The sequence below is a fragment of the Mycolicibacterium neoaurum ATCC 25795 genome, from assembly GCF_000691525.1.
Classification (GTDB): domain Bacteria; phylum Actinomycetota; class Actinomycetes; order Mycobacteriales; family Mycobacteriaceae; genus Mycobacterium; species Mycobacterium neoaurum.
This window is the reverse complement of sequence record NZ_JMDW01000022.1, coordinates 1-26034: the sequence shown is the minus strand read 5'-3', so window position 1 is coordinate 26034 and position 26034 is coordinate 1. Positions and strand designations below refer to the sequence as shown.

The following is a 26034-nucleotide window of genomic DNA, read 5'->3' as shown; positions in this document are numbered from 1 at the left end:
CAGACTACCGGGGTGGCACTTCCCGCCCGAATCGGAACCGGACCGATACGGTTGGGGACGTGAACGACCCCGTGAGCACCGCGCTGCTGACCGACAAGTACGAGCTCACCATGCTCGCCGCGGCACTGCGCGACGGATCGGCGCACCGGCGCTGCACGTTCGAGGTGTTCGGCCGTCGGCTGCCCGACGGGCGCCGCTACGGGGTCGTGGCGGGCACCGGACGCTTCGTGGATGCGCTGGCACACTTCACCTTCGATGCGAACACTTTGGACACCGTCGCCGATTTCCTCGACGAACAGACCCGCGAGTTCCTGACCGGTTTCCGATTCGGCGGCGATATCGACGGATACCCCGAGGGCGAGCTGTACTTCCCGAACTCGCCGGTGCTCTCTGTCCGCGGCAGCTTCGCCGAGTGCGTCATCCTGGAAACGTTGGCGCTGTCGGTGCTCAACCACGATTGCGCGATCGCCTCGGCCGCCGCCCGGATGGTCTCCGCCGCGGCCGGCCGCCAACTGATCGAGATGGGATCGCGACGCACCCACGAGCAGGCCGCGGTCGCCGCGGCACGGGCGGCGTGGATCGCCGGCTTCGACGGCAGCTCCAACCTGGCCGCTCAGCAACGCTACGGCGTGCCCGCGCTGGGCACCAGCGCTCATGCTTTCACCCTGCTGCACACCGGTCCGGACGGCACCGCCGACCGCGCCGCACAGGACGCATCGGAACGTATCGCCTTCGCCGCGCAGGTCGATGCTCTCGGCGTGGGCACCACCTTGCTGGTGGACACCTATGACATCACCGCAGGGGTGGCCAATGCCATCGCGGTCGCCGGACCCGAACTGGGAGCCGTGCGCATCGACTCCGGTGACCTCGGCGTGGTGGCCGGGCAGGTCCGGCGCCAGCTCGACGAGCTGGGTGCCCGCAACACCCGCATCGTGGTGTCCGGCGACCTCGACGAGTTCGCCATCGCGGCACTGCGCGCCGAGCCGGTCGACAGCTATGGCGTCGGGACCTCGCTGGTCACCGGCTCCGGCGCCCCCACCGCGGGGATGGTCTACAAGCTGGTCGAGGTCGACGGCATCCCGGTACAGAAGCGCAGCGCGCAGAAGGGGTCTCAGGGCGGGGCCAAGGAGTCCATGCGCGTGGCCAAACCGTCGGGAACCATCACCGAGGAGCTGGTCTTCCCGGCCGGGCACCCACCGGCGGTCGAATCCGGGCTCACCGCCAGACCGTTGAGCGTTGCGCTGGTGCGCGCCGGTGAGCCGGTCGACACGCCCGATCTCGACGCGGCCCGCACGCTGATGGCCGCCGGGCTCACCAGCCTGCCCTGGGACGGCCTGAAGCTCTCGCGGGGTGAACCCGCCGTCGCCACCCGCGTGGTTCCCGCCAGGTGACCGCCGTCGTCACCGTCACGGATCTCCTCGCCGCCGCGGTCGATGCCCTCGGCGGCACCCAGCGTGCCGGTCAGGTCGAGATGGCCCAGGCCGTCACCGAGGCCTTCGAAACGGGCAAGCACCTCGCCGTCCAGGCAGGCACCGGCACCGGCAAATCACTGGCCTATCTGGTGCCCTCGATCGCCCGGGCGGTATCGGCGGGGTCGCCGGTGGTGGTGTCGACCGCGACCATCGCCCTGCAGCGTCAGCTCGTCGACCGTGACCTGCCGAGGCTGGCCGACGCCCTGGCCCCGCGACTGCCCCGCAAACCGACCTTTGCGTTGCTCAAGGGCCGGGGAAATTACTTGTGTCTGAACAAGATCCACAACGGCGCCGCATCCGAGGGTGATGATCTGCCCCAGGAGGAACTGTTCGACGCGGTCGCCGCGACCGCGCTGGGCCGCGATGTGCAGCGGCTGACGGCATGGGCCTCGGACACCGAGACCGGTGACCGAGACGAGCTGGCCCCCGGTGTACCGGACCGATCCTGGAGTCAGGTCAGCGTGTCGGCCCGGGAATGCATCGGGGTGTCGCGCTGCCCCTACAGCGCCGACTGCTACTCGGAGAAGGCGCGCGCCAAGGCCGGTACCGCCGACATCGTTGTCACCAATCATGCGCTGCTGGCCATCGACGCCATCGCCGATGCCTCGGTGCTGCCCGAACACGAGATGCTCGTCGTCGACGAGGCACACGAGCTCGCCGACCGGGTGACCGGTGTGGCGACCGGCGAACTGTCGGCCACCGCGCTCGGTGCCGCCCAGCGCCGGATCGGGCGGCTGGTCGCCGATGAACTCGTCGAGCGCTTCGAGGCAGCCGGGGCCAATCTGGCAGCGATGATCCACGACGCCGAACCCGGTCGTATCGACCACCTCGACGACGAACTGGCCACCTACCTGACCGCTCTGCGCGATGCGGCATTCGTGATCCGCTCGGCGATCGACACCACCCCGTCGGACCCGCAGGCCGCCGCGGCGCGCACCGAGGCCGTCACCGCGGTCACCGAGATCGGCGATATCGCGGCGCGAATGTTGGATTCGTTCGGTCCCGCCATCCCCGACCGGGTGGATGTGGTGTGGCTGGATCACGAGGAGAACAGCCGCGCCGCGGCGGGCAAGCGTGCAGTGCTGCGGGTGGCCCCGCTATCGGTGTCGGGTCTGTTGCGCACCAGGCTTTTTGCTCGTGCCACCGCCGTACTGACCTCGGCCACCCTGACCCTTGGCGGCAGCTTCGACGGGATGGCGGCCGCCTGGGGTCTCTCCGGCGGCGACCAGCCCGACCGATGGCGCGGCCTCGACGTCGGCTCGCCGTTCGACCATGCAAAATCCGGAATCCTCTACGTGGCAAAGCATCTGCCACCTCCTGGCCGCGATGGCACCGGATCGCCGGCACAGCTCGACGAGATCGAAGCGCTCATCACCGCGGCCGGCGGCCGCACGCTCGGCCTGTTCTCGTCGATGCGCGCGGCCAAGGCCACCGCGGAGGTGATGGCCGAGCGGCTGTCCACCCCGGTGCTGTGCCAGGGCCAGGACACCACCGCGGCGTTGGTCAAACAATTCGCCGATGACGAGCAGACCTCACTGTTCGGCACGCTGTCGCTGTGGCAGGGCGTCGATGTCCCCGGCCCGACCCTCTCGCTGGTGCTGATCGACCGGATTCCCTTCCCCCGGCCCGACGATCCGCTGCTGACCGCCCGGCAGCGTGCGATCGGCGCCCGCGGTGGCAACGGATTCATGGCGGTGGCCGCCAGTCACGCGGCATTGCTGTTGTCCCAGGGGGCGGGCCGATTGTTGCGCCGGATCGATGATCGCGGTGTGGTCGCGATCCTGGACTCCCGGATGGCGACCGCTCGCTACGGCGGATTCCTGCGTGCCTCACTGCCACCGTTCTGGGCCACCACCGACCCGGAACGGGTTCGGGCCGCGCTGATTCGCCTGCGCAACGGCTGATTGTCACTATTCTGCTACCCAGAAACGTGCCCCGCCCGGGCGCACCGGAAAGGCGGGCAGATGCATTTCCCTACGACGGCGACAGGACGCCGACGTCTGCGATGGTTCCCGGCTGCGGCGCTGGCGCTGGGCACGGTGCTGATCGTCAGCGCATGCTCCGAACCGGTGCAGGGCAGCGCCGTTTCGGTGTTCGCCGACCCGTTCCGGGTGGCGGGGATGCCCGCCACCGACGGACCCACCGGGTTGCGCGATGACGCCACCGATCCCACCCGCGAGGTCAAGGACACCGATGGTGGTGACATCGACATGCTCGCCGCCAGTTCGATCAGCGATATCGAACAATTCTGGGAACAGACCTACGGTGAGACATTCGATGGTGAGTTCACTCCGGTGTCGGAGATCCTCTCCTGGGATTCAGACGGTTTCGACGGCGCCTTCTGCGGCGAGGACACCTACAACCTCGTCAATGCCGCGTATTGCGATGACGACCGCACCATCGGCTGGGACCGCGGGGTCCTGCTGCCCGCACTGCGCAGCGCCAACGGCGATATGGCCGTCACGATGGTGTTGGCCCACGAGTACGGTCACGCGATCCAGGCACAGGCGGGCATCGTCTCGGACGACACGCCGACGCTGGTCTCCGAGCAACAGGCCGATTGCCTTGCCGGCGTGTACATGCGGTGGGTTGCCGAGGACAATTCACCTCGTTTCACGCTGTCCACCGGTGACGGTCTGAACAGCCTGATGACGACGATGATCGGCTTCCGCGATCCGCTGATGACCGTCGACGACTCCGAGGCCGGTGAGGACGAACACGGTTCGGCATTCGAACGGGTTTCGGCATTCCAGTTCGGGTTCACCGACGGTGCCGGTTCCTGCGCGGCGATGGATCCCGCGGAGATCAAGCAACGCCGGGGCGACCTGCCGGTTCTGCTCCCTGAAGATCAATCCGGTGAACTACAGATCACCGCGGATTCGGTGCGTTCGGTCGTCGACGCGATGAACATCCTGTTCGATCCCGCCGAGCGCCCGACCCTCACCTTCGATCGCCCCGATTGCCCCGATGCCGATTCCGACGCACCGGCGACGTTCTGTCCGGCGACCAACACCATCTCGGTGGATCTGCCCGCCCTGGAGGTGCTGGGTGCCCAGCCCGCCGAGGAGGATGAGAATGCCGGATTGGCCACCGGTGACAACACCGCCTACTCGGTGGTGATCTCGCGCTACATGCAGTCGGTTCAGCAGCAGCACGGTGGCGTCGCGCTCAACACCGCGCAGGCGGCGCTGCGCACCGCCTGCCTGACCGGGGTCGCAACGGCCAAACTCGTCAAGGAGGTCAACACCCCCGACGGCGACACGATTGCGCTCACCGCAGGTGATGTCGACGAGGCGGTATCGGGAATCCTGCTCAACGGACTGGTCGCCAGCGACGTCAACGGTGAGTCGGTGCCCTCCGGGTTCTCCCGTATCGACGCATTCCGGGTCGGGGTGCTCGGTGATACCGACCGCTGTTTCAAACGATTCGCCTAAACCACTTTCGTCTCGCCGTAATAGGCCAACACTGCGTCGGACTCATCGGTGGAACGGGTGAGAAACGCATACGAACGGATGAAGGACTGCCCGACGCAACCATCGATCTTCACCCGGAAATTGCTGATCAACACCCAGGGGTTGGCACCGCGGAATTGCTTCTCCGTGACCGGAACGACGTTGACCACACCGGGTTTCAGTGCAACGGCGATGCCGCCGGTGACCGGCGTGGTCAACACCGGGACCAGCCCGTCGAGTGCTGGATCGGCCACGTCGACACCGGCCAGACCCAACGAGGGTGATACGCCGGCACTTCCGGTCAGGGTGACACCATTGGATGTGCTCATATCGATGCCGCAGCCGATCTGGTAACCGACCTCCATCACCCCTTCCGGAGTGATGGCGGGATCCGGGCCGATGATGTGTCCGTTGAACGTACCGCCGACGATGTAGCTACGCGAGGAGATCGCCGTCGTCAGTGGTGCATTGACCAATTGCGTCTCGTCGGTGGCCGATAGTGTCAGGGTCCAGCCGTCGGGGGTGTTGGTGCTGACGGCCGCCGCAGAGGGCACCCATCCGTGTAGTGCCGGGCCGACCGGAGACGCCTGCGGAGCGGCAACGGGCTGCATGACCGGGGTCGGTGAGGGCTCCAATGCGGGGTCGATCGCCGGCGGGGCAACCGGGTTGTACGGCGGCTCCCCACGATCCGGACCGGGATCGGCTGTGCCCACCGGTGCGCACAGCACCGTGACAGCCCACAGGACTGCGCCGACAGCCAACCTTCGCCGCACCGACACCCACTTTCCCGTGATCCGGCGCGAAACTTACCGGGTCCAGGTCACCGTCAGGGCACGACAACAACACATGCCGGGCCGATTCCGGCGTTCAGCTCAGCGGGATCCGCAATACGCTGCCCTGCTCCAGAGCGACCCACAGCGCGGTTCCGGCGGCTCCGCGGTCCTCGATCGCCAGTCCGTGCGGTTCGCTCCCCGCGGGCAGGTCGATGGTGTCGTACTCACCGTCGGCACCGACCCGCGCGATCTGGTCGGCGCCCCACAGGCTGACCCAGACACCGCCGGTCGGGTCGGCCAGGACCGCATGGGGCTTGCCGGGAAGGTCGAGTTCCTGGATCGCCTCATCGGTCGGAATCCGGCCGATCTTGTCGGCCAGGATCTCGGTGAACCAGACCGCATCATCATGGGTGGCGGTGATGCCCACCGGACCCGCGGCGCGGGTGGGCAATTCGCGGACGGTGAGCGCACCCGCAAGGTCCAGCCTGCCGATGGCGCTGCGCTGATTCAGGGTGAACCACAACGCTCCGTCGGGCCCTGCGGTGATCATGGCGGGCATCCCACCCACCGGATGCTCGTCGATCCGCCCGTCGACGGGATCGAGTCTGCCGATCGTGCCTGCGGTCATCGTGGTGAACCACAGCGCCCGATCAGGTCCCACACACAGCCCGAAAGGCGCACTCCCGGAGCCGAGTTCGACGGCGCTCTGGACACCGTCTGTGGTGATCCGGCCGATGCGATCGTCACCGCCGCGGGTGAACCACAGCGCGCCATCGGGACCGGCCACGATGATCTGGGGCCTGCTGTCGGCTCCGATGTCGAACATGGTGAGCTCACCGCCAGGGGTGATTCTGGCGATCTGGCCGGTGCGCGCACACGTCACCCACATCGCCCCGTCCGGTCCCGCCGCCAACGCATAGGGACCACCGTCGACCTCGACCTCACGGATCTTGCTCATGCCAGCGTGACGAGTCCCAGCTCGTTGGTCCCCGCCAGCAGCCGGTGCTGGGGCAGCACTCGCACCGTGTAACCGACCGGTCCGGCCACCGGCAACGGCGTGGTGGTCGAGAAGACCTGCCGGCCGCCCTCGGCACCGCCGGTGTGCACCATCGCAACGGTCACCGGGTCGCGCAGGTTGTCACTACCGTCGACACGCCCCAGAACCGCCTGCACCGTAACCTCGTTCGGTTCCAAGCCGGCCAGGTCCACGGTGGCGGTCAGGGTCAACTCGCTGCCGAGCAGCGGGGTATCGGGCAAACCATAACTGTCGACATCGGTGATCTGGACGTGCGGCCACTGCTGCTGCACGCGGGTGCGGTAGGCGGCGAGCTGCCGTGCCGCGCCGAAGGGCACATCGTCACTATCGGGTTCCAGGGTGGCGCGCAGCGATCGTGCCGCGGGGGCGTAGTACTTCTCGGTGTAATCACGCACCATCCGGGACGCCAGCACCTTGGGGCCGAGCGCCTGCAGGGTGTGGCGCACCATCTCGACCCAGCGCACCGGCACACCGTGCTCGTCGCGTTCGTAGAACCGCGGTGTCACGGAGCTCTCCAGCAGATCGTAGAGGGCACCTGCCTCGATATCGTCGCGGCGGGTCTCATCGGCCAAACCGTCCGCGGTGGGGATCTCCCAACCGTTCTCGCCGTCGTACCACTCGTCCCACCACCCGTCGCGGACGGACAGGTTCAGCCCACCGTTGAGCGCGCTCTTCATGCCCGACGTGCCGCATGCCTCCAACGGGCGCAGCGGATTGTTCAGCCACACATCGCAACCCCAGTACAAGAGCCGGGCCATCGACATGTCGTAGTCAGGCAGGAACGCGATCCGGTGGCGCACCTCATGCCGGTCGGCAAAGCGCACGATCTGCTGGATCAGCGACTTGCCACCGTCATCGGCGGGGTGGGATTTGCCCGCGACGATCAGCTGGACGGGCCGGTCGGCATCGAGCAGCAACCGCTCCAGGCGCTGCGGGTCGCGCAGCATCAGGGTGAGCCGTTTGTAGGTGGGCACCCGTCGGGCGAATCCGACGGTCAGCACGTCCGGATCGAATGCCGAAGCGATCCAACCCAATTCGGCCTCCGACGCCCCGCGCTCCAGCCACGATCGGCGCAGCCTGGCCCGGACATCGTCGATCAGCTGCGACCGCAGTTGCGAACGAATCCACCACAGGTGTCCGGGATCCACCTGCTGGAGCCGTTGCCAGGTTTCGGCCTCACTGAGCGACCCGAGGTCCTCCCCGATGAGTTCGCGCGCCAGGTCCACCCACTGCGGCGCCGCCCAGGTCGGCGCATGCACGCCGTTGGTGATGGAACCGATCGGCACCTCGGCCGGGTCGAACCCGGGCCACAGCCCGTTGAACATCGCCCGGCTGACCTCGCCGTGCAACAGGGAGACGCCATTGGCGCGCTGAGCCAGCCGCAGACCCATATGGGCCATGTTGAACTTCTCCGGATCCTCTTCGGCACCGAAGGCGATGATCCGCTCCAGCGGAACACCGGGAAGCAACCGGGAGTTCAGGTCCACTCCGCCGAAGTAGCGGCGCACCATCTCCACCGGGAACCGGTCGATCCCGGCCGGGACGGGCGTGTGGGTGGTGAACACCGTGGAGGACCGCACCACGGTCAGCGCGGTGTCGAAGTCCAGCCCCGCCTCGATCAGTTCCCGGATGCGCTCGACCCCGAGAAATCCGGCGTGCCCCTCGTTCATGTGGAACACCTCGGGTGCGGGCAGCCCCTCGACCTCGGTGTATGCCCGGATCGCGCGGACGCCACCGATACCGGCGAGCAGTTCCTGTTTGATCCGATGCTCCTGGTCACCGCCGTACAGGCGGTCGGTCACGCCGCGCAGGTCGTGCTCGTTCTCGCCGATATCCGAATCGAGCAGCAGCAGCGGAACCCGACCCACCTGGGCGATGAGCACCTGTGCGTACAGCCGGGCGCTGTCGGGCATCGCCAGATCGACCAGCACCGGTTGCCCGGCGTGGTCGGTCAGCAGCCGCAGCGGCAGGCCCTGCGGGTCCAGCGACGGATAATTCTCGTGCTGCCAGCCATCGGCGGTCAGCGACTGCCGGAAGTACCCGGACCGGTAGTACAGGCCCACCGCGATCAACGGAAGGCCTAGGTCCGACGCGGACTTGAGATGGTCGCCGGCCAGGATGCCCAGGCCACCGGAGTAGTTGGGCAGCACCTCGGCAACGCCGAACTCCATCGAGAAGTAGGCGATCCCGTTGGGAAACTCCCGGCCGTCGGTGATCTGATTCTGATACCACATCGGCTGGCTCAGATAGTTGTCCAGATCGTCGGCGCACGCGTCGACCTGCCGGGTGAACTCGTGGTCGGCGGCCAGTTCGTCGAGCCGCTGCGGGTTGACCTCACCGAGCAGTGCCACCGGGTCCGCACCGACCCGCTCCCACAGTGACGGGTCGATCTCGGCGAACAACTTCTGCGTCGGCGTGTGCCAAGACCACCTCAGATTGACCGACAACCGCTCCAGCGCCGAAAGCCGCTCCGGAAGGTGGGCTCGGACGGTGAATCGTCTCAGGGCTTTCACGTCGATTCACCTTACTGACAATCGGCACCGTGGCAGGCAGCTTGGCTGCGAGCGGCCACCCGACCGCACGACCCGGAGTTTCGCCATCACGCGCAGCGATGTGTTCCTGACACTAGGTTGGGTACTCAAGGGTCGGTAACGAGCACGTCGAATCAGATAGCGGATCGAGACGGATCGCGGTCACCGATACGGTCGACCGGGTCAGTGAGGAGTTGGTGGGTGGCCGGTCGGATCGAGATCGACGATGTCGCGCCCGTACTGTCCGGTGGCCGATTCCCCGCGAAGGCGGTGGTCGGCGAGGTCGTGCCGATCAAGGCAACCGTCTGGCGCGAGGGACATGATGCCGTGGCTGCCACGCTGGTGGTGCGGTACCACGGCACCACGTATCCCCGACTGGTCGACGACCCACCCGGCATTGCACCCGAGCCGCCCGCGCCGGTGACTCCGCCACGCATCAAGCCCCTGTTGCTGCCGATGAGCCCCGGACGCACACCCGATGTGCTGCACGGCCAGTTCACCCCCGATCAGGTCGGCATGTGGACCTTCCGCGTCGACGGCTGGGGAGATCCCATCGCGACATGGCGCAAGGGCATCATCGCCAAGCTCGACGCGGGACAGGGCGAGGCGGAGCTCTCCAACGATCTGATCGTCGGCGCCCAACTACTGGAACGCGCCGCTGCGGGTATGCCGCGTGAGCACCGGCAACCGCTGTTCGACGCGGCCGGCGCGCTGCGCCAACCCGGTGATCCGTTCGTCCGGGCCGGTGCTGCGCTGTCCCCCGGTATCGCAGACCTGCTGCGTCGCTTCCCGCTGCGCGAGCTGCTGACCCGCGGCCAGCAATACGGCATCTGGGTCGACCGGCCGCTGGCGCGGTTCGGCGCCTGGTACGAGTTGTTCCCGCGGTCCACGGGCGGCTGGGACGATCAGGGCAGACCGGTGCACGGAACCTTCGCCACCGCGACCCGCGAATTGCCTCGGGTGGCCAGGATGGGGTTCGACGTCGTCTACCTCCCGCCCATCCATCCGATCGGCACGGTGCACCGCAAGGGTCGCAACAACACGGTCACCGCGTCGGAGGGCGATGTCGGCTCGCCATGGGCGATCGGAAGTAGCGAGGGTGGGCACGATGCCGTGCACCCCGATCTGGGCACCGTTTCCGATTTCGACGAGTTCGTCGGTGCGGCAAGGGATCAGGGCTTGGAGGTGGCACTGGACCTGGCGTTGCAGTGCGCACCGGACCACCCGTGGGCCCAGGCTCATCCGGAATGGTTCACGGTGCTGCCCGACGGCACCATCGCCTATGCGGAGAACCCTCCCAAGAAGTACCAGGACATCTATCCGCTGAACTTCGACAACGATCCGGCTGGGTTGTACGCCGAGGTGCTGCGCGTGGTCCGTTATTGGGTGTCGCACGGGGTGAAGATCTTCCGGGTCGACAACCCACACACCAAGCCACCGAACTTCTGGGCATGGCTGATCGGCAAGGTGAAGAACGATGATCCCGACGTGCTGTTCCTGGCCGAGGCCTTCACCCGGCCGGCGCGACTGTACGGTCTGGCGAAATTGGGCTTCACCCAGTCCTATTCGTACTTCACGTGGCGGACCGCCAAGTGGGAGTTGATCGAGTACGGGCAGCAGATCGCCGAGTACGCCGATGTCGCACGGCCCAACCTGTTCGTCAACACCCCAGACATCCTGCATGAGAGCCTGCAGCATGGCGGTCCGGGTATGTTCGCCATCCGCGCGGTGCTGGCCTCGACCTTCAGTTCGGTGTGGGGTGTCTATTCGGGTTACGAACTCTACGAACACCAGGCGGTCCGCGAGGGCAGCGAGGAGTACCTGGACTCCGAGAAGTACGAGTTGCGGCCCCGCGACTACGAGGCGGCACTGGCGTCCGGCAACTCCCTGGAGCCGTTCCTGAGCCGTCTCAACGAGATCCGTCGCCTGCACCCGGCTCTGCAGCAACTACGCACCATCACGTTCCACCATGTGGACAACGATGCGCTATTGGCCTACAGCAAATTCGATCCCGTGACCGGTGACTGTGTGCTGGTGGTTGTGACGCTCAACCCGTTCGGCCCCGAGGACGGCACCGTGTGGTTAGACATGGCGGCGCTGGGTATGGAGGCCTACGACCGGTTCTGGGTACGCGACGAGATCACCGGCGAGGAGTACCACTGGGGACAGAGCAACTACGTCCGACTGGAACCCGGCCGCGCCGTCGCGCATGTGCTGAACATGCCGCTGATACCGCAGGACGCCCGACTGAACCTGCTGCGTAGGGAGTGAGAACACCGTGACCCGAACCAATCCCGTCTCCGACAGCCATCTGCGACCGTCCGATACGGATCTGGGCCGGCTCATCGCCGGAGAGCACCACGACCCGCATTCGATCCTCGGTGCCCACGAGTATGACGATCACACCGTCATCCGGGTGTTGCGCCCGCACGCCGAATCAGTGACCGCGCTCATCGGCGGACAGCGTTATCCACTGACCCACGTCGACGCGGGTCTGTTCGCGGTGGCGGTGCCGATCACCAAGCTGGTCGATTACCGCTTGGAGGTGCAGTACCCGAACGCGCCGGCGCTGACCGTCGCCGACGCCTACCGCTTCCTGCCGACGTTGGGTGAGATGGATCTGCACCTGTTCGCCGAGGGGCGCCACGAGCGGCTGTGGGAGGTCCTGGGTGCGCACCCGCGGACCTACGACACCCCGGATGGATCGGTCGAGGGTGTGTCGTTCGCCGTCTGGGCGCCAAATGCCAAGGGCGTGACGTTGATCGGCGAGTTCAACCTCTGGGGTGGCAACGAGGCGCCGCTGCGCAGTCTGGGCTCATCGGGGGTGTGGGAGGTCTTCTGGCCCGGTTTCCCCGCCGACGGTCTGTACAAGTTCCGGGTGCACGGGGCGGACGGATCGATCGTCGACCGCGCCGACCCGATGGCGTTCGCGGCCGAGGTGCCGCCGCAGACCGCATCCCGAGTGACGGTCAGCGAGTACGACTGGGGTGACCAGGACTGGATGTCCCAGCGTGCGCTGCAGAATCCGGTGTTCGAGCCGATGAGCACGCTGGAGGTGCACCTGCCGTCCTGGCGTCCCGGACTGAGCTATCGGGAACTGGCGGTCGAACTCGTCGACTATGTCGTGGAACAGGGTTTCACCCATGTCGAGATGCTGCCGGTGGCGGCGCATCCGTTCGGTGGGTCCTGGGGGTACCAGGTCACCTCGTACTACGCACCGATGCCCCGCCTGGGCACCCCGGATGACCTTCGGTACCTGATCGACACCCTGCATCAGGCCGGTATCGGGGTGATCGTCGACTGGGTTCCCGCCCACTTCCCGAAGGACGCCTGGGCCCTGGGCAGGTTCGACGGTACCCCGCTCTACGAGCACTCCGACCCCCGCCGCGGAGAGCAACTCGACTGGGGAACCTACGTTTTCGACTTCGGGCGCGCCGAGGTCCGCAACTTCCTGGTGGCCAATGCGCTCTATTGGCTGCAGGAGTTCCACGTCGACGGCCTGCGGGTCGACGCGGTGGCCTCGATGCTCTATCTGGACTACTCACGTCCGGCCGATGGGTGGACCCCCAACATCTATGGCGGACGCGAGAACCTGGAGGCGGTGCAGTTCCTGCAGGAGATGAACGCCACCGTGCACAAGGTCTCCCCCGGCATCGTCACCATCGCCGAGGAGTCCACCTCGTGGCCCGGTGTCACCCGCCCGACCAACCTTGGCGGCCTGGGCTTTTCGATGAAGTGGAACATGGGCTGGATGAACGACACGCTGGAGTTCATCAAGCGTGACCCGATCCACCGCAGTTACCACCACCACGAGATCACGTTCTCGATGCTCTACGCGTTCAGCGAGAACTATGTGCTGCCCATCAGCCACGACGAGGTGGTGCACGGTAAGGGCACGCTGTGGGGACGGATGCCCGGCAACGACCACAACAAGGCGGCCGGGTTGCGGAGCCTACTGGCTTATCAGTGGGCACACCCCGGTAAGCAGTTGCTGTTCATGGGCCAAGAATTCGGCCAGCGTGCGGAGTGGTCCGAGGAACGCGGTGTGGACTGGTATCAGTTGTCGGAGAACAGCTTCTCCACCGGCATCTCCCAGCTCGTCACCGATATCAATGCGCTCTACCGCGACCGCCGGGCGCTCTGGTCGCGCGACACCGTGCCGGAGGGGTACTCCTGGATCGACGCCAACGACTCGGCCAACAACGTGCTGAGCTTCCTACGCTTCGGCGACGACGGCTCGATGTTGGCGTGCGTCTTCAACTTCTCCGGTAACGAGCACGCGCAGTATCGGTTGGGTCTCCCGAAGGCGGGTACCTGGCGGGAGGTGCTCAACACCGACGCCACGGTCTACAACGGATCCGGGATCGGCAATCTGGGTGCGGTCGAGGCGACCGACGAGCCCTGGCATGGTCGGCCTGCCTCGGCGGTGATGGCACTGCCGCCGCTGTCGGCCCTGTGGTTCGAGCCCGAGAGCTGACCTGCCACGCGAGCAGACGGATGTGCCCCCGGTTTCCGCGGAAACCGGGGGCACATCCGTCTGCTCGGCTCGCTAGTAGAGCGCGTTGGCCAGCTTGCGGCGAGCGTCGATCACCTCGGGATCCGCCGCGTCGAAAAGGTCGAACAGCTCGATGAGCCGGGTGCGGGCCGCCGTGCGCTCATCACCGGCGGTGCGTTTGATCAGTGCGATCAGCCGGTCGAACGCCGCGGTGACGTTCTGCTGCAAGATCTCGACATCGGCGGCGGCAAACGCGGCCTCGACATCACCGGGCGCGGCGTCGGCGAGCGCGGGCGATTCCGGCGAGCGGGTGGTGGCGCGCTGCAGGAAGGTGATCTGGCGGACCGCACCGACGGCCTCGGGGTCCTGGGGCTTGGCGGCCAGGATGTCCTGGTAGGCCGCCAGCGCGGCGTCGAACTCGCCGGCGTCGAGGTACGCACGCGCCTGCTCCAACGCCGGGTCCACCTCCTCGGCCTGTTCGGGCACCCCGCTGAGCTTTCCTGCAGTGGCGCTGAGCAGGGAATCGATCCACTGCCGCAGTTGATCGGCGGGTTGCGGCCCCTGGAAGCTCGAGATCGGCTGGCCGCCGGCCAACGCCACCACCGTCGGCACCGCCTGCACGCCGAACATCTGCGCCACCCGAGGGGTGGTATCGACGTTGACCGTCGCCAGCGACCACTTGCCCCCGTCGGACTGGGCCAGCGCTGCCAGCGTGTCGGCGAGCTGCACGCTGGTATCGCTGCGCGGTGTCCACAGCAGCACGACTACCGGAATCTCGCCTGAGCGGACCAGCACCTCGGCTTCGAGATTGGCCTCGGTCACCTCGACCGCGCCGACCGGGGCGCCGGGGGCATCCTCGCGGCCCGGCGGGGGCGCCTTGAGTGCGGACAGATCGAATGCGCCGGCGAGTGCAGGTCCGATATTGGGGCGAGGTCGTGTCACGTCCCCAATTTTGTCACGCCGCCGAATGGGGCGTGACTGCACTGTCGGTGAGCTCGGTGGGGCCGCTGACGCTGCCGTCGAGACGGCCCAGCTTGTCGGCCCAGATGACGAAGATCACACTACCCAGCGGCACGATCGAGCCCAGCAACGCCAGCGCCCAGGTGATGACGTTCCACTTGCGGTTGATCCCGACCAGCACAGCCGCCGCGACGAACGCCACGAAGATGCCGCCGTGGATGGGCCCGAAGATCTTCACGCCGACCTCTGTGGTGGTCCCGGCCAGGTACTTGAAGTACATCCCGACCAGCAGGCCCGCCCAGCTGAGCGCTTCGGCGACGGCGACGATCCGGAACAGGCCCGCTGCGCTGCGGACGTCATACTTGTTTGCCATGCCCGCCATTCTGCCCGACCGGTAGGCCAGCTACTACGTAGCGTCGTTGATCACGCTGAGGGCATTCTCAGCGGTCAGGGCCTCCGCAGCACCAAGGCGTCGCCCTGCCCACCGGCGCCACAGAGCGCGGCCACGGCGTAGCCGGAGCCCTTGCGCGCGAGTTCGAGTGCGGCGTGCAGCGTGATCCGCGCCCCCGACGCACCGATCGGGTGACCGATCGCGATGGCCCCGCCGTTCACGTTCACCTTGGCCGGATCGATGCCCAATTCCTTCGTCGACGCCAGCGAGACCGCGGCGAAGGCCTCGTTGATCTCAACAACATCGAGGTCGTCGACCGTGATGCCTTCCCGGGCGATGGCCTTCTTGATGGCGTTGGCCGGCTGGCTCTGCAACGTCGAGTCCGGGCCGGCAACCACACCGTGCGCACCGATCTCCACCAGCCACTCCAGCCCGAGCTCCTCGGCCTTGGCCTTGCTCATCACGACCACCGCGGCCGCACCGTCGGAGATCTGCGAGGCGGATCCGGCGGTGATGGTGCCATCCTTGCGGAAGGCCGGCTTCAACCCGCCGAGGGACTCGGCGGTGGTGTTGGCGCGAATGCCCTCGTCTTCGGCGAACTCGATCGGGTCGCCCTTGCGCTGCGGAATCTGGACGGGCACAACCTCGTCGGCGAAGACGCCGTCCTTCCACGCCGCGGCAGCCTTCTGATGCGACTGCGCCGCGAGCTCATCCTGCTCGGCGCGGGTGAACTGGTCGACGTCATTGCGCTGCTCGGTCAGCGCACCCATCGGCTGATCGGTGAACACATCGTGCAGGCCGTCATAGGCCATGTGGTCGACCAGGGTGGTGTCGCCGTATTTGAAGCCTTCGCGGCTCTTGGGCAGCAGATGCGGAGCCTGGCTCATCGACTCCTGGCCGCCCGCGACGACGACCTCGAACTCACCGGCACGGATCAGCTGATCGGCCAGCGCGATGGCGTCGATACCCGACAGGCACATCTTGTTGATGGTCAGGGCGGGCACGTCCCAGCCGATCCCGGCCGCGACAGCGGACTGGCGGGCCGGCATCTGGCCGGCACCCGCGGTCAGCACCTGGCCCATGATCACGTAGTCGACGATCCCGGCATCGATCCCGGCCTTCTCCAGAGCGCCCTTGATGGCGAAGGCACCGAGGTCGCTACCCGAGAAATCCTTGAGCGACCCCATGAGCTTGCCTACCGGGGTGCGAGCTCCGGCAACGATCACCGAGGTCGTCATGTCATCCTCCAGGGTTGTGCAATAGATGTATGTGGCCTATCCCACAGGCTTAAAAGCCGCTGAATCAGGTTACCTTTACCCTATGACCACCGATCACGCCGATGCCCGTCCAGCGCTTGCCAGCGCACTGGTGACCGCCGTAGATCACGTGGGGATCGCCGTCCCGGATCTGGACGCGGCGGCCAAGTGGTACCACGACCACCTCGGCATGATCGTGCTTCACGAAGAGGTCAACGAGGAGCAGGGCGTGCGTGAGGCCATGCTCTCGGTGCGCGGTGCCCCCAAGGGCAGCGCGCAGATCCAGTTGCTCGCCCCGTTGGACGAGAAGTCCACCATCGCCAAGTTCATCGATCGCAACGGTCCGGGACTGCAGCAGTTGGCGTACCGCACCAGCGATATCGATGCGCTCTCGGAGCGGCTGCGCGCGGACGGCATCCGCCTGCTCTACGACGCACCGCGGCGCGGTACCGCCGACTCCCGGATCAATTTCATCCACCCCAAGGACGCCGGTGGCGTCCTCATCGAGTTGGTGGAGCCGAGCACCACCGCCGATCACTAGGACCAACGTCTGGTGGGGCCGCGGTTGGCCCGATTGGCCCAGCACGCCGTGTGCCAGTGTCTGCGGTCCTCCGCATCGTCGACCGGGATCGCCACCACATGCGCGGTACCCGGCCTGATCTCGTGATCGCAGCCCGGGCAACGGTAAGTCTTGTCGGCGCGCGCGGCCGGCACGGGGCGCACCTCATGATCCGTGCCGCCGGGCCCCGCCTCCACCCGCCGGGTCACCAGCGCGGGCGGGTGCCGGTCCGGATCGCGGCGGGACCGATTGCGGCGTCCCATTACAAGCAGCACGCCATCAGAACAGCCGGAACTCGTCGCTGTCGAGCCCGCGCATCTTGTCGTAATCCAGTATCACGCAGCGGATTCCACGATCCTCGGCCAGCGTGCGCGCCTGCGGCTTGATCTGTTGGGCGGCGAAAACACCGCTCACCGGGGCGATCAGGGTGTCGCGGTTGAGCAGGTCGAGATATCGGGTCAGCTGCTCGACACCGTCGATCTCACCCCGTCGTTTGATCTCGACGGCCACCGAACGGCCGGTCTCGTCCCGGCACATCAGATCCACCGGACCGATCGCGGTCATGTACTCACGGCGCACCAGGGTGAACCCGGCACCCAACAGCTCGACGTGCTCGGCCAACAACGCCTGCAGATGCGCCTCGACACCGTCCTTGACCAGACCCGGATCCACGCCGAGTTCATGGCTGGAATCGTGCTCGATCTCCTCGAGCGTGATGCGCAGCTGCTCACCGGCCTTGTTCTCGACCACCCACAGCGCGGCGCCGGTGTCATCGGACCGTTCCTCGGTCCAGCACGGCGGACTCATCCAGTTCAGCGGCTTGTAGGCACGGTCGTCGGCATGCACGCTGACCGAACCGTCGGCCTTGAACAACAGCAGCCGACGGGCCGATGGCAGATGGGCGGTGAGACGGCCGACGTAATCGACGGTGCACTGGGCGATGACGAGGCGCACCGAACCACCATAGATGCCTGCGGCAGTCACTAGGCTTGCGCCACGATGACGGCGAAGAAGAACCGTGCCCAGAAACTCGGCCAGGTGCTGGAAAAGGTCACCGAGCAGAGCGGCCGGGTACCGGACACCCCGGAATACGGCTCGTGGATCCTGGGCCGTGTCTCGGAGACCCAGCGCCGTCGACGGGTGCGGATCCAGGCGATCCTGACCACCTTCGCCCTCGGCGCCAACCTCATCGGCGTCGGCGTGGCCATCCTGGTCGTCACGGTGACCTTCCCGGTGCCCAGCGTGTTCGACGACAAGGTGCTGTGGATCACCTTCGCGGTCGCGCCGTCCTACATCGTGCTGGCCTTCGTCGTCGGCGTCGTCTGGGCGACCAACCGTGTCATCAGGACCGTCCGGTGGGCCATCGAAGAGCGGGTGCCCACGGCCGAGGACCAGAGCAACACGTTCTTCGCCCCGTGGCGACTGACCCGCGTGCTGCTCGCGCTATGGGGCGGCGGCACCGTGCTGCTGACGCTGCTCTACGGGCTCCAGGACTCCAACTACGTGCCCAAGGTGCTGCTCGGCATCAGTTTCCCCGGCATCGTCGTCTCGGCCAGCTGTTATCTGTTCACCGAATTCGCCCTGCGCCCGGTGGCCGCTCAAGCCCTCGAGGTCGGTCCGCCGCCGCGTCGTTTCGCCCCTGGCATCATGGGTCGCACCCTGACCGTCTGGGCGCTCGGTTCCGGGGTCCCGGTGCTCGGCATCCTGCTTGCCGCGATCATCACGCTCTCCATCCAGATCGTCTCGCCGACCCAGTTCGCCGTCGCGGTGATGATCCTGGCGTTGTTCGCGCTGGTGTTCGGCTTCATCCTGATGTGGATCCTGGCATGGCTCACGGCGACGCCGGTTCGGGTGGTGCGCTCGGCGCTCAACCGCGTCGAGCGTGGCGACCTGGAAACCAATCTCGTGGTATTCGACGGCACCGAGCTGGGACAGTTGCAGCGCGGGTTCAACTCGATGGTCGACGGACTGCGCGAACGCGAACGGGTACGCGATCTGTTCGGCAGGCATGTTGGGCGCGAGGTCGCCCTGCTCGCCGAGAAGGAACGGCCCGAGCTGGGTGGCGAGGAACGCCATGCCGCAGTCATTTTCATCGACATCATCGGCTCGACGAGGTTGGTCGCCAGCCGTCCCGCCGTCGAGGTCGTCGAGGTGCTCAACAGGTTCTTCGCCGTCGTGGTCGATGAGGTGGACCTCCATCACGGCCTGGTCAACAAGTTCGAGGGCGATGCCGTATTGGCGGTGTTCGGCGCGCCGGTCTCGCTGGACAATGCCGAGGACGAGGCGCTCGCGGCCGCCCGCGCGATGGCCGAGCGGTTACGCGCGGAGGTACCCGAGGTGGATGCGGGTATCGGCGTCGCCGCCGGTCAGGTGGTGGCCGGTAACGTCGGCGCCAAGCAGCGGTTCGAGTACACGGTGATCGGCGGGCCCGTCAACGAGGCCGCCCGACTGTGTGAATACTCCAAGTCGGTGCCCGGGCACCTGGTCGCCTCCTCGGCCACTGTCGAAGGCGCGTCCGAATCAGAGCGTGCGCATTGGGCATTGGGCGAGCAGATCACCCTGCGCGGTATGGAGGAGCCGACCCGTCTGGCCACCCCGCACCAGCATTCCGACTAGCGGGGACGCAGTCCCGCGGTGGCGGCCTCGACGGCTTCCTCGACCGTGCGGAAACGGATCGCCTCGTACTCCGTGCGGATCGCCGCGTCCTCGGGGGCCACGATGCCATCGGGATCGACGAGGTAGCTCAGCTTTCCCTGCGCCCGAAGCTCGGCAGCCATCCCCGCGAAGATGCGCCGTGCGGCTGAGTCGATATCGTCGATGCGCGAGACGTCCAGGATGGCGACGTCGAGATCGGTGCACGCCCGCTCGATGGTGCGCACCACCTGTTCGGCCCCCGGGAACAGCAGATCACCGTGGGTCTCGAAAACCCGTACGCCCGGACACGGTTCGTAACTGGCCCGCATGGTGGCCCGCGAGTCACGCGATACCGTCAAAAAGTGCAGGCCCAGCTCCTCGGAAAGCCTGCGGCACAACATCATCGAGCGAACACTGTTGCCCTTCGGGTCCAACAGTGGCGAATAGGTCCCGATGCCGAGTTGGCCGGGCAGGACGGCGAGCACACCGCCGCCGACGCCACTCTTGGCGGGCAGGCCCACCTCCGAGACCCAGTCCCCCGCCCCGTCATACATGCCACACGTCACCATCACCGACAGGGTTCGTCGCACCACCGTGGCATCGGTGACCCGACGCCCGGTCAGCGGGTTGACCCCGCTACGGGCCAGCGTGGCCGCCATCCGTGCCAGGTCGACCGCGGTGACCTTCAGCGAGCACTGCCGGTAGTAGACATCCAGCACCTGGTCAGGATCATCGTCGAGCACACCGAAACTGGCCAGCATGTAGGCGATCGCGCGGTTTCGGTTACCGGTCGCCTTCTCGGAGGTGTAGACGTCATGGTCGAGTTCGAGGCGACGCCCGGCAAACGCCGAATAGTATTCCTGGATCAGGGCGAATCGTTCCTCGGCCGAGGCAGCCGGGACCAGCGACACCGCGGCGATGGCACCGGCGTTGATCATCGGATTCTTCGGCCGCTTGGTGTCCGGGTCCACGCTGATTTGGTTGAACGCTTCCCCCGAAGGCTCCACACCTATCCTCGCGTCGACGGCCGCCGCTCCCGCCCGATCCAGCGCCAACGCGTAGGTGAAGGGCTTCGATATCGATTGGATGGTGAATTCCCTTGCCGCATCGCCAGATTGGTACACGTAGCCGTCGGCAGACGAGAGTGCAAGACCGAAACCGGTCGGATCCACCTGGGCGAGCTCAGGAATGTAGTCGGCCAGTTCACCATCGTCGACGCCCTGGTATTCGAGGCGGACGCGGTCGAGATAGTTCTGCACCAGGTGGGACACACCTGGATTCTAGGTGGACACTCTAGGGCTGCGGGTAGGGCGCGAAACGCAGGTCGTATGCCGCTTTGCGGGCGGCCAACTGGGCGGCGCGTTCATCCGCGGTGACCCACCTTGTGCCGGATGGCAATTCGGCGGGCAGATCCTCCAACCGCACCGATCGCGCGTCCACCTCGGGCAGGATCGCAGGGTCGGGGTCCAGGTCCTGGAAGCGGATGGAGATCGTTCCCTGATTCAGCCCACCGGTGGACACCCAGTTCGCCACGCCGGGATCGGTCGGTGACAGCACGAGGGTGTAGGTCGTCCCGTCCGCGTCGTCGGCCACGGCCTGGGCATTGTTCAGGCTGGTCTGCACATTCCAGTAATCGTCGGTGACGGTCCAGTCATCGGTGACCGGGACGACGAAATACCCTGCACCACCGGGCCGGACGGTGATCACCAGGGCTTGGTCATCGGCGAGTTGGAAGTACCCCGCGCTCTGCAACTGCGTTGCGAGGAACTCGGCGTTGCGGGCCGGATCCTTCAGGACATTGGGATCGATGCGCTCACCGGTACCCGGGTCGGTGGTGGCGACCCTCATGTAGGTCTCTTCCCGCTGCACGCCCAGCAACATGATCACCGCCGTGACGGTCCCGCGCAGCAGGGTGGGTACGTACGGAAGGGGCGGTATCAGCGACACCAGCGTCGTCAGCGCAGAGTTGCGCACCACCGCGGGGCCGATGCCAGGAATCGCGAATCCTCCGAGTTGGCTGAACAGACTGTTCGGCGGACCACCTACCCGGGTGATCTCCAGACTCATCGGAGCCTGACGCGCCCAGTCCGACAGGGTGTTCCGGGTGGCGATGAGGGTGGTGTCGGCGGTCAACTGCAGGTGGTTCGTGCGTCCGCCCGCCGGCGACGCATCGGCGGTGATGGTGAAGCTGCCGTCGGGTTCGATCACCAACTGGTCCTTGGTCAGTACCGCAGCGGTGTTACCGGTCAGGCCGGTGAGCACGCTGAAGCTGGTGTCGGCAGGCAGGTTGTCCAGGTCGGCGAACGTTCCTCGGATGACATAGGACGAGGCCCCGTTGACGCCCATGAAGCGGTAGATCGTGTCCGGGTTGTCGTACAGGATGCGGGATGCGCCGACGCTCTGGCCGTACCAGGTGTGCGGCGGCGCGACCTGCATGACCACACTCGACTCGGCGGAGTTCAGCAGTTGCTGCTGAAACGCCGCGCCCATGGCGTACGCGTCCACCGCTGCCTCCAGGCGGCGGAGATTCTCCGGGTCGGGCCCGCCGACACGGTCGAATTGGCGCTGCGCCGCTGAGTGGAAGCCGGCCTTGAGGAACAACCGCGCCAGCTGCACCGGAAACGATCCGACGATGCGCTGGGCCAGCTGTTCGGCGGCCAGTTGCTGCGGTGTGCCCAACGGGCTGGGTGCCGCGACGGGTGTCGCCTGCGGGGTGGACCGATCGGCCGTCTCCTGCACTGCCGGGGAGGCAACCGAGGGCGCCGACCCGACCTCGCGCCGGGCCGCACCGAGGGCCGTCAGCGCGGCCACGTCTGCCGGCGATGGTCCCGGATCGGGCTCGTCATCGGTATCGGCCACGGATAGCTCGCCACGATCGGCCGTGCGCACCGTGAGTGTGCGTGGCAGCCGCGCCGACGGGGTCCGGGCCCCGACCACGGCGTCGGAACCTGTCCGGGTGTCCGGTATGAAAGAGACATCGTTCTCAGTGCTTTCCAGGCCGGTGTCCCCCGCGTCCTGGTTCTGGTCCGTGCGATCGTCACCGCCGGACTCGGGCGCACCATCGGCCACTCCGGCCGCCGTCGATTCACGTTCCGGTCGGGAGTCGGTCTGCGCGCCACCACCCCCCGATTCGGTGGTCTCGGCAGCGGCAGTCCCCGCCGTACCGGCTATCGCCACCCCGACTCCCAGGGCCACCGCAAGGGCGCCGACCCGCCCGATCAGTACCGCGCTATCGGGCATCGCCGCACCTCCGTGGCCTCAGACCTCGGTTATAGCAGCGGGGGTTCGGTCGGCGGGTCCAAAACCCTCACCGCGATCCGGATGAGCCAGAATATGTCCATGCGCGTGGTCACGGCGGCTCTGTTGGCGACGGCACTCGTCGCGTCGGCATCGGGGTGTGCCCGCGGACTTCCGGAGGTGGGCAAGGTCGAGCCTGCGCCCATGCACGCACCGCCGACGGTGCTCTTGCCGCCCTCCTCGGCGACGTTCTCCCCGCCGTTGACCCAGCAGCCCGACGATCTGCGATCAGACCGTTGATTCGACCGAGAGCTCGCGACGGCTGCGCAGCCGCTTCCAGATGAACCAGCCGACCGCCGTGCAGGCGGCTCCGAGCACGATGTATTGCAGGGTCGCGGCATAGGGGTCGATCAGATGCCAGTTGGCCCCCAGCAGATAGCCCGCCAACACGAAGACCGAGTTCCAGATCAGGCTGCCCACTGCCGTCAGCATCGTGAACACGGCAAAATTCATCCGCTCGATACCCGCGGGGATAGAGATGAAGCTGCGGAACAACGGCAGCATGCGACCGAAGAACACCGCCTTGTGCCCGTGCTTGTCGAACCAGTCGCGCGTCTTGTCCACGTCCTGTGCGTCCATCAGCGGCATCCGCGCGACGATGCGACGGATTCGGTCATGTCCCAGCCAGGCCCCGAGGCCGTAGAGCATCCACGCCCCCAAAACCGAGCCAAGGGTGGTCCAGAAAATCGCCCCGGCTAGGGACAGTTCACCGAGCCGCGCGGCGAATCCCGCCATCGGCAGGATGACCTCGCTGGGAATGGGCGGGAACAGGTTCTCGACGAAGATGGCCAGGCCGGCGCCAGGACCACCGAGCGCCTCCATCATGTCCACCGACCACCCGGCCACGCCGTCGAGTTCAATGGCCTCTTCTGGGGAGGTCATGCGTGGGCTGCTCCTTGATCTGAGGCGATGGTGGCCGATGGACTTTCGTACCGATCCCGGGCGGTGGGCGGCGTCGACCGCGGCAACTGGACCAGTCCAGTGTGCCGACGAGGTGCTGAGGACCGGCTCAGGAAAGTCGGCGGCATCACCACTGCGATGTCGCTTTCCCGCCAGTGATGTCGGTGGCGAGGTGTAAGGCTGACGGGGTGCACGAGGATTTCGACAGCTGCTATCGGGCAGTGCAGTCCAAAGACGCCCGGTTCGACGGCTGGTTCGTGACCGCGGTGCGCTCAACGGGTATCTACTGCCGACCGAGTTGTCCCGCGCGCGCCCCGTTGGCCCGCAATCTGCAGTTCCATCCGACCGCGGCGGCCGCGCAGCGGGCCGGCTTCCGCGCCTGCAAGCGATGCCGGCCCGACGCCTCCCCTGGTTCGCCGGAGTGGAATGTGCGCGGCGACGTGGTCGCCCGCGCGATGCGCCTGATCGCCGACGGCACCGTCGATCGCGCCGGGGTTACCGGGCTGGCCGAGCGGCTGGGTTATACGACCCGGCAGCTGGAGAGGATGCTGCTCGCCGAGGTGGGCGCCAGCCCGCTGGCGCTGGCCCGTGCGCAGCGAACCCAGACCGCCCGCGTCCTGATCGAGACCACCGATCTGCCGTTCAGCGATGTCGCCTTCGCCGCCGGGTTCAGCAGCATCCGGCAGTTCAACGACACGATCCGGGAGATCTGCGCGCTGCCGCCCACCGCACTCCGCGCGCGTGCTCGGGTCCGCGACACCGGTGAATCCGCCGGTGGTCAGGCCTTGTCTCTACGGCTCCCGGTGCGCGCCCCGTTTGGCTACGAGGGCCTGTTCGGGCACCTGGCCGCAAGCGGGGTGACCGGCGTCGAGGAGGTACGCGACGGTGCCTACCGCCGCACCCTGCGGCTGCCGTCCGGCGCCGGCATCGTCGCGTTGACGCCGCACCCCGACCATGTGCAGTGCCGGCTCGTCGTCGACGACTTCCGCGACCTGTCCGCGGCGATCGCGCGCTGTCGCCGAATGCTCGACCTGGACGCCGATCCGGCCGCTGTCGTGGACGCGTTGAGCGCAGATCCGTCGCTCGCCGCGGTGGTGGCCAAGGCTCCGGGACAGCGGATTCCGCGCACCCCGGACGAGGAGGAACTGGCGGTTCGAGTGGTGCTCGGCCAGCAGGTGTCGGTGAAGGCCGCCCGCACGCATGCCGCGCGGTTGGTGCATGCACACGGAACGCCGGTGACCGACCCGGCGGGCGGACTCACCCATGTGTTCCCCACCACCAGCCAGCTGACGGAGATCGACTCCGAGTCTCTGGCGATGCCCATGTCCCGGCGCCACACCCTGACGACGCTCATCGCGGCGATGGCCGACGGCTCGGTCGTCCTCGACAGCGGTGCCGACTGGAACCGGGCACGAGCACAGCTGACGGCTTTGCCCGGTATCGGCCCGTGGACGACGGAGCTGATCGCCATGCGCGGCCTCGGCGATCCCGACGCCTTCCCGGCGACGGATCTGGGCATCAAGCTCGCGGCCAAGGCACTGGGCCTGCCCGAGAAACCGGACGCACTGACGACATTCAGTTCCCGATGGCGACCGTGGCGTGCTTACGCCATCCAACACCTGTGGACGACCCTGGACCACGCGGTGAACGTGTGGCCACCTCAGCAGCAGGAGAAGCGATGACAGTCATCCGCGCACGAGTGATCGACAGTCCGGTAGGACCGCTGACCCTGGCCGGGGTCGACGGTCGTCTTCGGCACCTGCGGATGCAGGACCAGACCTATGAACCGTCCAGGGAGGGGTGGGAGGTCGATGACGATGCCTTCGGAGACGCCGTCGCGCAATTGACCGCCTATTTCGCCGGCACGTTGACCGAATTCGATCTCGATCTCGACCTCGTCGGCACACCCTTCCAGCAACGTGTGTGGCAGGCGTTGTTGAGCATCCCTTACGGCCAGACCAGAACCTATGGCGAGATAGCGCGGCAGGTCGGTTCTCCGACTGCATTCCGGGCGGTCGGACTGGCCAATGGACACAATCCCATCGGCATCATCGTGCCATGTCATCGCGTCATCGGCGCGAATGGAAGTCTGACGGGTTACGGCGGCGGATTGGACCGGAAAAGATCGCTGCTCGATATGGAAAAGCGGCTATCAGAATTGTCATTGTTCGACTGAATGGTATTCGTATTCGACATGTATGCGAATGCACAAATGCCTCGGCCCTCCAACTGTGTTGGAGGGCCGAGGTTAATGTGTGTTCGGCGGTGTCCTACTTTT

General features: G+C 66.9%; 21 protein-coding genes and 1 pseudogene. 11 read left to right on the top strand and 11 right to left on the bottom strand.

Translation table 11 applies throughout. The annotated features are described in order from the left end of the window. Positions 1-59 precede the first annotated feature (59 nt). Genes IC40_RS0124315 through IC40_RS0124305 form a run of 3 tightly spaced genes read left to right on the top strand, consistent with a single transcriptional unit; the run spans position 60 to position 4906 of the window. Positions 60-1391 (top strand): nicotinate phosphoribosyltransferase, encoded by a 1332-nt coding sequence (locus IC40_RS0124315; protein ID WP_030137269.1) that lies wholly within the window; start codon positions 60-62, stop codon positions 1389-1391. Further along, entirely contained in the window at positions 1388-3376 is a 1989-nt protein-coding gene (locus IC40_RS0124310) for an ATP-dependent DNA helicase (RefSeq protein WP_030137268.1), read from the top strand. The genes IC40_RS0124315 and IC40_RS0124310 overlap by 4 nt, the downstream gene beginning before the upstream one ends. A 60-nt stretch (positions 3377-3436) precedes the next feature. Continuing rightward, the gene (locus IC40_RS0124305) at positions 3437-4906 is read left to right on the top strand and encodes a neutral zinc metallopeptidase (protein WP_042510011.1); all 1470 of its coding nucleotides are present in this window, start codon (positions 3437-3439) and stop codon (positions 4904-4906) included. On the opposite strand, the gene IC40_RS0124300 is transcribed toward IC40_RS0124305, so the two are convergent. From IC40_RS0124300 to IC40_RS0124290, 3 genes are all read right to left on the bottom strand, one after another. After that, positions 4903-5697: an MspA family porin gene (locus tag IC40_RS0124300; protein ID WP_234411681.1), complete on the bottom strand. Its 795-nt coding sequence runs from the start codon at positions 5695-5697 to the stop codon at positions 4903-4905. The genes IC40_RS0124305 and IC40_RS0124300 overlap by 4 nt on opposite strands. A gap of 94 nt (positions 5698-5791) precedes the next feature. Further along, the gene (locus IC40_RS0124295) at positions 5792-6655 is read right to left on the bottom strand and encodes a Vgb family protein (RefSeq protein WP_030137265.1); all 864 of its coding nucleotides are present in this window, start codon (positions 6653-6655) and stop codon (positions 5792-5794) included. Continuing rightward, positions 6652-9246, bottom strand: a complete 2595-nt coding sequence (locus IC40_RS0124290) for a glycosyltransferase family 1 protein (protein ID WP_030137264.1) — start codon at positions 9244-9246, stop codon at positions 6652-6654. The genes IC40_RS0124295 and IC40_RS0124290 overlap by 4 nt, the downstream gene beginning before the upstream one ends. Before the next feature lie 219 nt (positions 9247-9465). Between IC40_RS0124290 and IC40_RS0124285 the strand changes: the two genes are divergently transcribed. The 3 genes and pseudogenes from IC40_RS0124285 to glgB all read left to right on the top strand — a co-directional run bounded on the left by IC40_RS0124285 (position 9466) and on the right by glgB (position 13741). Beyond that, complete coding sequence (locus IC40_RS0124285) at positions 9466-11535, top strand: alpha-1,4-glucan--maltose-1-phosphate maltosyltransferase (RefSeq protein WP_030137263.1); 2070 nt, start codon at positions 9466-9468, stop codon at positions 11533-11535. 7 nt (positions 11536-11542) lie between these two features. Further along, a pseudogene (locus IC40_RS28590) lies at positions 11543-11842 on the top strand (GlgB N-terminal domain-containing protein); the annotation flags it as partial. 36 nt (positions 11843-11878) lie between these two features. Beyond that, positions 11879-13741 carry a 1,4-alpha-glucan branching protein GlgB gene (glgB, locus tag IC40_RS0124280; RefSeq protein ID WP_372494052.1) on the top strand — a complete coding sequence of 621 codons (1863 nt, stop codon included), beginning with the start codon at positions 11879-11881 and terminating at the stop codon, positions 13739-13741. A 72-nt stretch (positions 13742-13813) separates the two neighbouring features. Here glgB and IC40_RS0124275 read toward each other — a convergent pair whose 3' ends face one another. The 3 genes from IC40_RS0124275 to IC40_RS0124265 form a co-directional block, all read right to left on the bottom strand. Continuing rightward, positions 13814-14701, bottom strand: a complete 888-nt coding sequence (locus IC40_RS0124275) for a tetratricopeptide repeat protein (protein ID WP_030137261.1) — start codon at positions 14699-14701, stop codon at positions 13814-13816. A 13-nt stretch (positions 14702-14714) separates the two neighbouring features. Continuing rightward, positions 14715-15101, bottom strand: coding sequence for a DUF3817 domain-containing protein (locus tag IC40_RS0124270; protein WP_030137260.1), 387 nt, complete (start codon positions 15099-15101; stop codon positions 14715-14717). A 65-nt stretch (positions 15102-15166) separates the two neighbouring features. Then, positions 15167-16348: an acetyl-CoA C-acetyltransferase gene (locus tag IC40_RS0124265; protein ID WP_030137259.1), complete on the bottom strand. Its 1182-nt coding sequence runs from the start codon at positions 16346-16348 to the stop codon at positions 15167-15169. An 82-nt stretch (positions 16349-16430) separates the two neighbouring features. Between IC40_RS0124265 and mce the strand changes: the two genes are divergently transcribed. Further along, positions 16431-16907, top strand: a complete 477-nt coding sequence (gene mce / locus IC40_RS0124260) for a methylmalonyl-CoA epimerase (RefSeq protein ID WP_030137258.1) — start codon at positions 16431-16433, stop codon at positions 16905-16907. On the opposite strand, the gene IC40_RS0124255 is transcribed toward mce, so the two are convergent. Then, on the bottom strand, positions 16904-17188 hold the full coding sequence (locus IC40_RS0124255) for an Rv1322 family protein (RefSeq protein WP_030137257.1): 285 nt from the start codon (positions 17186-17188) through the stop codon (positions 16904-16906). The genes mce and IC40_RS0124255 overlap by 4 nt on opposite strands. Positions 17189-17204: 16 nt before the next feature. Beyond that, positions 17205-17879, bottom strand: coding sequence for an endonuclease NucS (nucS, locus tag IC40_RS0124250; protein WP_030137256.1), 675 nt, complete (start codon positions 17877-17879; stop codon positions 17205-17207). 45 nt (positions 17880-17924) lie between these two features. On the opposite strand from nucS, the gene IC40_RS0124245 reads away from it, so the two are divergent. Then, positions 17925-19541: an adenylate/guanylate cyclase domain-containing protein gene (locus tag IC40_RS0124245; protein WP_030137255.1), complete on the top strand. Its 1617-nt coding sequence runs from the start codon at positions 17925-17927 to the stop codon at positions 19539-19541. On the opposite strand, the gene glsA is transcribed toward IC40_RS0124245, so the two are convergent. Together glsA and IC40_RS0124235 are read right to left on the bottom strand one after the other, a co-directional pair. After that, a complete protein-coding gene (gene glsA / locus IC40_RS0124240; RefSeq protein ID WP_030137254.1) occupies positions 19538-20830 on the bottom strand; it encodes a glutaminase A in 1293 nt (430 codons plus the stop codon). The genes IC40_RS0124245 and glsA overlap by 4 nt on opposite strands. A gap of 22 nt (positions 20831-20852) precedes the next feature. Then, the gene (locus IC40_RS0124235) at positions 20853-22799 is read right to left on the bottom strand and encodes a hypothetical protein (RefSeq protein WP_030137253.1); all 1947 of its coding nucleotides are present in this window, start codon (positions 22797-22799) and stop codon (positions 20853-20855) included. A gap of 99 nt (positions 22800-22898) precedes the next feature. Here IC40_RS0124235 and IC40_RS0124230 point away from each other — a divergent pair, with 99 nt between their 5' ends. Next, positions 22899-23096: a hypothetical protein gene (locus tag IC40_RS0124230; protein ID WP_138158200.1), complete on the top strand. Its 198-nt coding sequence runs from the start codon at positions 22899-22901 to the stop codon at positions 23094-23096. Here IC40_RS0124230 and IC40_RS0124225 read toward each other — a convergent pair. Further along, positions 23085-23738 (bottom strand): DedA family protein, encoded by a 654-nt coding sequence (locus IC40_RS0124225; protein WP_030137251.1) that lies wholly within the window; start codon positions 23736-23738, stop codon positions 23085-23087. The genes IC40_RS0124230 and IC40_RS0124225 overlap by 12 nt on opposite strands. Positions 23739-23944: 206 nt before the next feature. Between IC40_RS0124225 and IC40_RS0124220 the strand changes: the two genes are divergently transcribed. Continuing rightward, positions 23945-25438 carry a DNA-3-methyladenine glycosylase 2 family protein gene (locus IC40_RS0124220; RefSeq protein ID WP_030137250.1) on the top strand — a complete coding sequence of 498 codons (1494 nt, stop codon included), beginning with the start codon at positions 23945-23947 and terminating at the stop codon, positions 25436-25438. After that, positions 25435-25932, top strand: coding sequence for a methylated-DNA--[protein]-cysteine S-methyltransferase (locus tag IC40_RS0124215; RefSeq protein WP_030137249.1), 498 nt, complete (start codon positions 25435-25437; stop codon positions 25930-25932). Before IC40_RS0124220 ends, IC40_RS0124215 begins: the two co-directional genes overlap by 4 nt. The last annotated feature ends 102 nt before the right edge of the window (positions 25933-26034 follow it).

Excerpts from the sequence above, each read along its gene's own strand:
- IC40_RS0124230 (WP_138158200.1), top strand. The coding sequence starts at position 22,899 with ATGCGCGTGGTCACGGCGGCTCTGTTGGCGACGGCACTCGTCGCGTCG.
- IC40_RS0124305 (WP_042510011.1), top strand. The coding sequence starts at position 3,437 with ATGCATTTCCCTACGACGGCGACAGGACGCCGACGTCTGCGATGGTTC.
- IC40_RS0124235 (WP_030137253.1), bottom strand. The coding sequence starts at position 22,799 with ATGCCCGATAGCGCGGTACTGATCGGGCGGGTCGGCGCCCTTGCGGTG.
- IC40_RS0124215 (WP_030137249.1), top strand. The coding sequence starts at position 25,435 with ATGACAGTCATCCGCGCACGAGTGATCGACAGTCCGGTAGGACCGCTG.
- glgB (WP_372494052.1), top strand. The coding sequence starts at position 11,879 with ATGGATCTGCACCTGTTCGCCGAGGGGCGCCACGAGCGGCTGTGGGAG.
- IC40_RS0124225 (WP_030137251.1), bottom strand. The coding sequence starts at position 23,738 with ATGACCTCCCCAGAAGAGGCCATTGAACTCGACGGCGTGGCCGGGTGG.
- IC40_RS0124295 (WP_030137265.1), bottom strand. The coding sequence starts at position 6,655 with ATGAGCAAGATCCGTGAGGTCGAGGTCGACGGTGGTCCCTATGCGTTG.
- IC40_RS0124255 (WP_030137257.1), bottom strand. The coding sequence starts at position 17,188 with ATGGGACGCCGCAATCGGTCCCGCCGCGATCCGGACCGGCACCCGCCC.
- mce (WP_030137258.1), top strand. The coding sequence starts at position 16,431 with ATGACCACCGATCACGCCGATGCCCGTCCAGCGCTTGCCAGCGCACTG.
- IC40_RS0124265 (WP_030137259.1), bottom strand. The coding sequence starts at position 16,348 with ATGACGACCTCGGTGATCGTTGCCGGAGCTCGCACCCCGGTAGGCAAG.
- IC40_RS0124270 (WP_030137260.1), bottom strand. The coding sequence starts at position 15,101 with ATGGCGGGCATGGCAAACAAGTATGACGTCCGCAGCGCAGCGGGCCTG.
- IC40_RS0124245 (WP_030137255.1), top strand. The coding sequence starts at position 17,925 with ATGACGGCGAAGAAGAACCGTGCCCAGAAACTCGGCCAGGTGCTGGAA.